The following is a 5,736-nucleotide window of genomic DNA, read 5'->3' on the forward strand; positions in this document are numbered from 1 at the left end:
AGATCAACAGACCCTAACGTTAATTGATAAAAACTTGTGTTAGCTCAATAAATTGATTCCTGTTTTTGCTTACAATCCCTCTCGTGCAATTTATATGTAGAGGGCAGATTATGAGTTGTTTTTTTGTTACCGGCACCGATACCGGTGTGGGCAAAACCGTTGCCAGCCGAGCTATTATTCAGGCATTGCGCAAGCAAGCGTGTCAAATTGTCGGTTATAAGCCGATAGCCTGTGGCGACGGTGGATATCATCCCTATTTGGAAGCGACACCGGAGCCACAAAATCAGCAGAATATTGATGTGTTGAGCCTGCTGGAGAGCAGTGGCGAGTCGCTGCAATATCAGGATATTAACAGTTATACCATGCCGTTAGAGCAAGAGCCGGGGCTGAATGATTTTTTGGAACAGCCGCAATTAATTAATATTGATAAGCTGAACCATGATCTAAAACGTTTATCATTGCGCTATCAAACCGTGCTGGTCGAAGGCACGTTCGGCTGGCTAACCCCGATCAATCGTGAGCTGGATTTTTCTGATTGGGTCAGTCAACACCAAATGCCGGTGGTATTGGTGGTCGGGATTAAAGAAGGCTGCATCAACCACGCCCTGCTGACGGTGCAGGCGATTGAAAAGAGCGGTGTGCCGTTAATCGGCTGGGTTGCCAATCGGATTAATCCCGGCTTGAGTAATTACAGCGCAATTATCGAGTTGCTTTCCAGCAAAATTGAAGCACCGTTGCTAGGGCAGATTCCGTATTTATATCATCCTGAAAAACAAGATTTGTCCGGTTTTATGAATAATATTGACCGTTTGAGCTATTTGCAGACTATCCGTTGACTTCCCCCCAGTGCCTAAAGTAAAGCCGGGGGAATACCTACCCGGCTCACCTCGCAAAAATCCCGAATAATATCGGGATTTTGGGCACAAATTATTTGCAATTAAAGTGCGGTATTATGGAATCAATAAATAGAAGTTATTATTGCCGCGCGTGATATTCAGCGCTACGGCTGATGGTTTATTATCCAAAATTTTACGCAACTCACCGATGTTACTAATTGCTTGACGGTTGACGCCGACAATCACATCGCCGACTTGCAAACCAAGCTGTTCGGCCGAAGATTTGGCTTCTACTTTTAAGATTTCAACACCTTTACGCCCGTCTTTGTCATAGTTGCCCAAATCAGCTCCATTTAAACCCGGAATCAGGCTATTAGCGCTGGTTTGCGCTTGATCGTCAGATTGCAGCACCACATCGGCTTTTTCCGTTTTGCCTTCACGCAGATAGGTCAAATTAACGGTTTTTCCGGCGCCGGTGGTGGCAATTTTGGCACGCAGTTCAGCAAAGCTGTTGATGGGTTGACCATTAATTTCAGTGATTACATCACCGGCTTTTAAGCCCGCTTTGGCAGCAGCAGAATTTGGTAGCACTTCACTGACAAAGGCGCCTTTTTTGGAGTCGATGCCAAAGGCTTTTGCCAGATCTGCGCTCAATTCACCGCCTTTGATGCCCAAAATTCCGCGGCGGACTTCACCAAATTCAACAATTTGGTGGACCAGGCTGCTTGCCATGTTACTTGGAATCGCAAAAGCAATGCCGACATTGCCGCCGCTTGGAGCAATAATCGCCGTATTGATTCCAATCAGCTCACCACGCAGGTTGATTAAAGCACCGCCGGAATTGCCACGATTGACTGCGGCATCGGTTTGAATGTAGTTTTCATAGCTGCCGCCATCCATACCGGTCGAGCGTCCTAAAGCGGAAATAATACCGGACGTCACTGTTTGTCCTAAACCAAATGGATTACCGATGGCAACGGTGTAGTCGCCAACGCGGATCTTATCTGAATCCGCCAGTTTAATTGCAGTTAAATTCTTTGGCTCTTCGATTTGCAGCAACGCCACATCAGATTGAGCGTCGGTGCCTAATAATTTGGCTTTCACTTCTCGTCCGTCTTGCAGCGAAAGGGTGATATTATCAGCGTTATCGATCACATGATTGTTGGTTAATACATAACCTTTTTCTGCATCGATAATCACGCCGGAACCTAACCCTTTGAATTCGCGTGGTGCGCTGTTGCCGAACATATCACGCCCGAAAAAGAACTTAAACTCTTCCGGAATCATCGAATCTTGTTGGCTTTGCGTGCCGGTAACATTCACCGTCACCACACTTGGCAGCACTTTTTCTAACATCGGCGCCAAACTAGGGGTTTGTTGGTTGAGGTACGATGGTGCTTGCAGCAAGGTCTCGGTTAAGGTCGTGCTTGGGGTGCTTTCCGTTTGCGCCATTGCCGGCAAATTAAATAAACTCAAGCCCAGAACTACGGCTGATAAAATAAATTGACTCTTTTTCATCTTGATTAAATCTCATAAAAATATTGTGTTGAACATGACATACAGGGAAACAATACAACCTGTTTGCCTGAGGTAGTATTAAGCTTAATCTTTACAGTAAGACAGATATTTTGTGCAAATGTTCCGTAATCTGTAGCAAATAGATGGTATTGCTCAAATGTTATTCAAGGAGTTCCTGCAAATTTTTTTTCATCAGGTCAACCTGACTAGCATACAAATCTTTGTTTTCGGCTTCGTCAATCATGTACATAATCGTTTCGGACAGGGTCATCCGCATTTTGCGCGAATGCTTGGAGAGCCTTGACCAAACGGCGTATTCTAAATCAATCGATTTCTTTTTGGTGGCGCGTTTTTCTGCATTGAAAAAGCGTTTGCGTCTGGCTCGAATGGCTTGATCTAACTTAATCACCAACGTATTGGCTAAATGCTGACGGATCCAATCTTCAATGAGTGCCGGATAATGTTGCAGTTGCAATAGTTCATTGGCTTTTTCGTCTTCCAAACTCCTTTCCTGATAACGGCTGATCGTTTCGCCGTTACGGACTTTTTTCGCCAGATACAGCCATTTCCAATGCGCTTCCTGATTCTCTAATTTCTGGTATTTCATCCGGTTTTCCCTCGTAATTCACCAAGTATGGTCAATCTATGGCAGTTACTAATGTTACATTGTCACGTTTGAGTGTACTCTTTTTTCAGGTCAAAGTGAACAACTTGTTTAAATCAGGGTATAATGCCGTCTAAAGCGATAATAAGAGAGAAAAATGTGAAGGTAGACAGCTTAAACTGGCGACAATTGACGCCGCAGCTCAATTTTGACGGCCGGCATAAAAAAACCGTAACACCATTGGCGTTACAAGATAGAGCATTGACGGCGCTTACCTCCTTTCTGAATGCAGAAAGTGGCTCGGTGCTGGTGTTAAAAACCGATGAGCAGCGTGATTATGCCGATATTTTGCAAGATTATATCCGCCATCACAGCCAGGGGAATCGTCCGATCAGTGGTGTCAACTATGTGATCGAGCAAGCGGACTCTTTTTCGTTCCCTGTCATTGAAGCCTGTCCGGCAACGACGCTTGAGGATAATTTTGCTGCCAAAAGTGCGGTGGAATACGCCTTGTATTTTGATTCGGCACGTTTATTCGGGCAGGTGTTACAACATCCGATATCCCATGATTTGAAACTACAGCCGGGGTTAGTACATCAGGTCTGCAATGGCGTACTGATTTTGGCGGTTAGTCCACTGTTGAGCAATCCGACATTGTGGCAGCGATTGAAACATCTTTTATCCAGTGGCTATTTTGAATGGCTATCGCCTAATCCGTTGAAACCGATGAATTATCAAATTCCTGGCTATCAACTGCCGTTGAAATTGATTCTGCTTGGCGATCGCGAAACGCTGGCGGAATTTTCCCTGCTAGAGCCTCATTTATACGATATTGCCCAATATGCAGAAGTTGACAGCTATTTTCTTACCGACAGTGTTGAAGCACAGCAATTATGGATTAACCATCTGTATTGGCAGATTGAGCGGTTGGGTTTGCCGGAGTTCAGCCATGGTGCGCTGACCGCACTTTTCCGTCAGGCGGTGCGCGAAAGTGAAGACGGCTTACGCCAAACGATTAATCCATTGCAATTAAAAAATTGGTTGACTGCCATTGCCAAAACGAAGCCGGCAGCAGAGCAACTGCAAGCGCAAGATGTTGAACACTATTTTCAACAGTTAGATTATCAACGTGCCGCTTTGCAAGCATATAGCCGACATGAAATTTTACGCGAACAGATTTATATTTGCAGTGAAGGGCAGTTTGTCGGCGAAATCAACGGCTTATCGGTGATTGAATATGTCGGCACTCCGGTCAGCTATGGCGAACCAAGCCGGATTACGTGTACCGTACAATTTGGTGACGGCGAGATTATTGATGTTGAACGTAAAAGTGAGTTGGCAGGCAATATTCACGGCAAAGGCACACTGTTGGCGCAAGCCTGCTTGAGTAATCTGTTGGATCTGCCGGCACAATTGCCGTTTTCGGCGTCGATTGCCTTTGAACAATCGTATGCGGATATTGATGGTGACAGCGCTTCGTTGGCGCAGTTTTGCGTGTTGGTCAGTGCGTTGGCGAATGTTGCCATTGAACAGGGGATTGCGATCACCGGTGCGATTGATCAAGGGGGTTTGGTGCATTCGGTCGGCGGGGTTAATCTCAAAATTGAAGGATTTTATGCGATTTGTCAGGCGCGCGGCTTAAATGGCAAGCAAGGCGTGATTATTCCGGCAACCGCGGTCGAGAATCTGAGTTTGCAGTCTGACGTGGTGGAAGCCGTAAAGTGCGGTCAGTTCCATATTTGGGCGGTAGAAAATGTACAACAGGCAGTTTATCTGTTAACCGGTAAACAGTTGTTGCCTGAAAAAGAGTTTGATGAGGGAGAACAGAGTCTTGCCGAGATTATTTCACAACGTATCGAAAATAAGATTGAAACACTGGTAGTGCCGCCATTCAGCAAGTTTTTGGCTTGGGTCAAATCGATGAGAAATGGCAAATAAATTCCAGCTTACAGTTGTTAGCTATTTTATTCTTCGATTAACTTTGTTAGAATCCGTTAACTTTTTTGGCTGCACGTTATTGCTATCTTTAGCTATGTTTTAAATAACAACGTTTTTCAATAGTAAAATGGAGAGAAAGAAAATATGAGCACTGTTCCCAATAAAAAACCGTCTTACAGCTATGAAGATCTATTGGCATCCGGGCGTGGCGAATTATTTGGACCGACCGGGCCACAATTGCCGGCACCGACGATGCTGATGATGGATCGAGTGAATCTGATGACTGAGGACGGCGGAAATTTCGGTAAAGGTTACATTGAAGCAGAATTGGATATTCATCCTGATCTCCCGTTTTTCGGCTGTCATTTTATTGGTGATCCGGTGATGCCGGGCTGTCTGGGATTGGACGCGATGTGGCAATTGGTTGGATTTTTCCTTGGTTGGATTGGTGGCGAAGGAAAAGGACGTGCGTTGGGCGTAGGTGAAGTGAAATTCACCGGACAAATTCTGCCGACAGCAAAAAAAGTCATCTATCGTTTGCATATGAAACGGGTGATTAACCGTAAGTTAGTGATGGGCGTTGCCGACGGCGAAGTTGAAGTCGATGGTCGGGTGATTTATACCGCCACCGATCTGAAAGTGGGGCTGTTCCAAGATACTGCGGCATTCTAAAAGGTTTCTTATCAGATCCTCAACCGCACTTTAAAAGCAAAAAGCGATATAAAAGTGCGGTTTTGCTTTCTTTATTTTTCTGCTGTTTCTAGGGTCTGTTGATCTTTGTTTATATTTTGAGTTGTCGTTTAAAATAAGCACAATCTAGGCGTAAGCCGAAATCAATAG

5 protein-coding genes are annotated in these 5,736 nt (G+C 45.0%); 3 read left to right on the forward strand and 2 right to left on the reverse strand.

Features of this window, described 5'->3' with window-relative positions:
• Positions 1-110: 110 nt before the first annotated feature.
• Entirely contained in the window at positions 111-836 is a 726-nt protein-coding gene (gene bioD, locus FHQ30_RS12680; protein WP_139610839.1) for a dethiobiotin synthase, read from the forward strand.
• Positions 837-950: 114 nt separating this feature from the next.
• Here bioD and FHQ30_RS12685 read toward each other — a convergent pair whose 3' ends face one another.
• The gene (locus tag FHQ30_RS12685) at positions 951-2,354 is read right to left on the reverse strand and encodes a Do family serine endopeptidase (RefSeq protein ID WP_139610838.1); all 1,404 of its coding nucleotides are present in this window, start codon (positions 2,352-2,354) and stop codon (positions 951-953) included.
• Positions 2,355-2,514: 160 nt separating this feature from the next.
• A complete protein-coding gene (gene matP / locus FHQ30_RS12690) occupies positions 2,515-2,961 on the reverse strand; it encodes a macrodomain Ter protein MatP (RefSeq protein ID WP_132967565.1) in 447 nt (148 codons plus the stop codon).
• A 156-nt stretch (positions 2,962-3,117) separates the two neighbouring features.
• Between matP and FHQ30_RS12695 the strand changes: the two genes are divergently transcribed.
• On the forward strand, positions 3,118-4,896 hold the full coding sequence (locus tag FHQ30_RS12695) for an AAA family ATPase (protein WP_176552609.1): 1,779 nt from the start codon (positions 3,118-3,120) through the stop codon (positions 4,894-4,896).
• Positions 4,897-5,040: 144 nt separating this feature from the next.
• Positions 5,041-5,568 (forward strand): bifunctional 3-hydroxydecanoyl-ACP dehydratase/trans-2-decenoyl-ACP isomerase, encoded by a 528-nt coding sequence (gene fabA / locus FHQ30_RS12700; protein WP_139610836.1) that lies wholly within the window; start codon positions 5,041-5,043, stop codon positions 5,566-5,568.
• The last annotated feature ends 168 nt before the right edge of the window (positions 5,569-5,736 follow it).

Origin of the sequence: Testudinibacter sp. 'clade 2' (assembly GCF_006227735.1) — a bacterium.
Classification (GTDB): domain Bacteria; phylum Pseudomonadota; class Gammaproteobacteria; order Enterobacterales; family Pasteurellaceae; genus Chelonobacter.

Coding starts and splice junctions, on each gene's coding strand:
- fabA (WP_139610836.1), top strand. CDS start 5,041: ATGAGCACTGTTCCCAATAAAAAACCGTCTTACAGCTATGAAGATCTA.
- bioD (WP_139610839.1), top strand. CDS start 111: ATGAGTTGTTTTTTTGTTACCGGCACCGATACCGGTGTGGGCAAAACC.
- matP (WP_132967565.1), bottom strand. CDS start 2,961: ATGAAATACCAGAAATTAGAGAATCAGGAAGCGCATTGGAAATGGCTG.
- FHQ30_RS12685 (WP_139610838.1), bottom strand. CDS start 2,354: ATGAAAAAGAGTCAATTTATTTTATCAGCCGTAGTTCTGGGCTTGAGT.